The organism is uncultured Campylobacter sp. (assembly GCF_937997405.1).
Lineage (GTDB): Bacteria > Campylobacterota > Campylobacteria > Campylobacterales > Campylobacteraceae > Campylobacter_B.
The window spans coordinates 1-3,353 of the sequence record NZ_CALKTL010000136.1; the positions used below are offsets into that span (position 1 = coordinate 1).

Below are 3,353 nucleotides of genomic sequence, written 5' to 3' on the forward strand. Positions count from 1 at the left end.
AAATTCTATGGTTTCCTTCCTAAACTTACGATTGCCGAAGAGGTATTCGACTAATGTTTTGCAAAGACCAAATCACCGGCACGCTTGTGAATTATTACGTCACCTGTAAGCGCGAAGCGTGGCTTTACGGACACAATATTCACGCCAATCAGGAAGATGAAAACATGCTGATGGGTAAGGCACTAGCAGACATCAAAGAGAACGGTTTGCAGGACTTCGCATTTTCAAATTTGAAATTTGACAAGCTTTCCAAGCAGCGCGGACATTATCTCATCACCGAATATAAAAAGAGCCTAAAAAATCCAGAAGCAGGCAAGATGCAGCTACTTTTTTATATCTATCTTTTAAAAACAGGCTTAAATTTAAAAGAGGTGAAAGGCAAGCTAATTAGCGGCAAAACCGTCATAGCCATTGAGGATAACGCCGAAAATTTCACTAAAATCGAAACAATTCTAAACGGCATTGCCGCCCTTGTGAATGAGCCAAAGCCGCCTAAATTTAGCCCGCAAAAGATTTGCGAGAGTTGCGTTTATCGTGATTATTGCATTTAGGAGATAGAATGTACGCTATTTTATTTTACGATATTTCAAGCAGCGACGAAAAGGAGAAAAATAACGCTGCGCGCGTCCGAAAGGCGGTCGAGAAGTTTCTGCCTCGCGTGCAATTCAGCGTTTTTGAGGGTGAAATCAGAGCGAGCGATCTTAAAAAATTAATGGCGATTTTGCAAAAAGAATGTTCTAACAGGCTTGATTCGGTAGTAATTTATACTTTTAATTCGCTCAAATATTCACAGCGTCTCGTCATCGGGTGCGATAAAAACGAGGCAATATTCAGCTAAAATTTAAGGATAAAGTATGCAAAAATCGGATCGCACGCATTTTATTTTGAGCCCAGGCCGATTGCGCCGCAAAGATAATAATCTATATTTCGATAAATTTAACGACGAGGGCGGAATTTTAACTAGTAAAATTTTGCCGATTAATGCAATTGATGAAATTTATATTTTGGCGCGGGTAGAGCTTGACACTTATGCTATGGCGTTTTTGGCTGATAATAACATTTTGTTGCATATTTTTAGCGCCTATCAGAGCTTCCGCGGCAGTTTTTTCCCGGATACTTCAAATTCTGTAAATAAAAGCGGCTTTGTACTTTTGGCGCAGCTGCGGGCTTTTGACGATCTTTCTAAGCGCCTTTTTATCGCTCGCGAGATTACTCGCGCTCGCATCTTAAATGCAGCCATTAATTGCAAGGTTTACGGCGTCTCGCTCGATACTGCGCCGCATCTGGATGCCCTAGCGCGCGTCTGCGACATAGCAGCGGTAATGGCAGTGGAAGGCGGCTTTGCCAAGCAATATTTCGCGGCCTGGAACGAAATCATCGAGGATCAGCGCAGTTTTAAATTTACGACGCGCTCCAAACGCCCGCCGGCAGATAAAATTAATGCCCTCATTAGCTATGTAAATACGCGTATTTATAACGTCTGCCTCAGCGAAATTTACAAAACCGAGCTCGATCCGCGCATCGGCTTTTTACACGAGCCAAACTACCGCGCGTTAAGCCTGCATCTTGATCTTGCAGAGATTTTTAAGCCTATTTTAGGCGATAGATTAATTTTTGGAATGTTAAATAAACGCGAGATTACGGCAAAAGATTTTGAAACGGACGCGGGGCGTATTCGATTCGGTCGAGAAGCGGTGCAAAAGATCGAGCTAAAAATGATTGAGAAACTATCATCCTGCGCGAACGTAGCGGGACAGAGCTTAACCTGGCGTCAAATTATACGTCGCGAGGCAAATCAGATTAAAAAATACGTCTGTGAAGGCGTGCCTTACGAGGGGCTGGTATGGCGGTAGGCTGGGCTTTTAAGCTCATTCGTGCTTTTGAAATTTTGACTAGAATCACTTACGCCCATAGATTGCGCCCTCTTAAAATGCATGTGCTTTTGAAATAAATTTGATCTGAAGCACGGAACGGCGAACGAATTGGCTTTAAAAACGCATATGCTTTTAAAATTTCAGCTTTTTATTATTCACACTTCGATTTTTGAATGTCTTATATTGAGATTTTAACATTTGCACTCACGATACATATAGATAGCGATAAAGTTGCTTTTAAGATTCTGAAATGCCTAATTTTGGGCATTGAGTAATCGGCGCTTTTTTAAATTTAGTCCATTTTAAGGCATAAAAATATATACTCCTAACACTTTCTACCTAGAAAAATGGCAAAATTCGTGCTGTAGAATTCCATCCCGTTGGGAATTGAAACTAGCATTGTAGAAACCCGCGATCAATCATCTCATTGTAGAATTCCATCCCGTTGGGAATTGAAACTTGATTTGAAAAGGTATGACGTAAGTTTTAGTCTTTGTAGAATTCCATCCCGTTGGGAATTGAAACTAAAGCTGTTGACGGCTCTAAACGTCTTTTTTCTGTAGAATTCCATCCCGTTGGGAATTGAAACGCTCGATATCGCGAGTTAAATTTCCGATTAAGACAGTAGAATTCCATCCCGTTGGGAATTGAAACTCCTATCGTCAAAAAGCCATTTATTGAAGCAGATAGCGTAGAATTCCATCCCGTTGGGAATTGAAACTAAAACATAGCTACGATCGATGCGAAAAAAACCACGAGTAGAATTCCATCCCGTTGGGAATTGAAACTTCTTAACTCCTCCGCTAATGCGTCAATCGAATTTGGTAGAATTCCATCCCGTTGGGAATTGAAACGAAATGACAAGTTTTATACGGAGCTAAGGATAAAGGTAGAATTCCATCCCGTTGGGAATTGAAACGCCCTTTTTCATCGCAAAGACTTTTAACGTATTCGGTAGAATTCCATCCCGTTGGGAATTGAAACGCTTTTGGTTTAGCGGTTTGACTTCGCCGAGCATAGGTAGAATTCCATCCCGTTGGGAATTGAAACGCTAAGACGATCGAGGACTTGAAAGCCGCGCTATCTAGTAGAATTCCATCCCGTTGGGAATTGAAACTATAATATGAACCTACAAGAAAGCCTAGACGCGGAGTAGAATTCCATCCCGTTGGGAATTGAAACAATGAAGAGTTAAATGATTGGACGCCTGAAGGGATAGGTAGAATTCCATCCCGTTGGGAATTGAAACAACGTCGATTTTATCGGCTTTCTTGTCAATTTAAGTAGAATTCCATCCCGTTGGGAATTGAAACTAATGGGTAGCATTACGACTGAATACAAAGGTAAAGTAGAATTCCATCCCGTTGGGAATTGAAACCTATCGCTTGAAAACTCCGTGAGCTCGAAATTTTCGCGTAGAATTCCATCCCGTTGGGAATTGAAACAAAGTGCACAATGCGGCTATAAAGGCGCGGACGG

At 41.5% G+C, this 3,353-nt stretch carries 3 protein-coding genes and 1 CRISPR repeat array; all 3 genes read left to right on the plus strand.

Annotation, left to right across the window (positions count from 1 at the left end; genetic code table 11):
- Window positions 1–53: 53 nt before the first annotated feature.
- Genes Q0372_RS07125 through cas1 form a run of 3 tightly spaced genes read left to right on the plus strand, consistent with a single transcriptional unit; the run spans window position 54 to window position 1,853 of the window.
- On the plus strand, window positions 54–551 hold the full coding sequence (locus Q0372_RS07125; RefSeq protein WP_298104319.1) for a Dna2/Cas4 domain-containing protein: 498 nt from the start codon (window positions 54–56) through the stop codon (window positions 549–551).
- Window positions 552–559: 8 nt separating this feature from the next.
- Window positions 560–838 (plus strand): CRISPR-associated endonuclease Cas2, encoded by a 279-nt coding sequence (gene cas2, locus Q0372_RS07130; protein ID WP_298104323.1) that lies wholly within the window; start codon window positions 560–562, stop codon window positions 836–838.
- A gap of 16 nt (window positions 839–854) precedes the next feature.
- Window positions 855–1,853: a CRISPR-associated endonuclease Cas1 gene (gene cas1, locus Q0372_RS07135; protein ID WP_298104326.1), complete on the plus strand. Its 999-nt coding sequence runs from the start codon at window positions 855–857 to the stop codon at window positions 1,851–1,853.
- A gap of 385 nt (window positions 1,854–2,238) precedes the next feature.
- A CRISPR array of direct repeats spans window positions 2,239–3,319; the repeat unit is 30 nt; unit sequence GTAGAATTCCATCCCGTTGGGAATTGAAAC.
- Window positions 3,320–3,353: the final 34 nt, after the last annotated feature.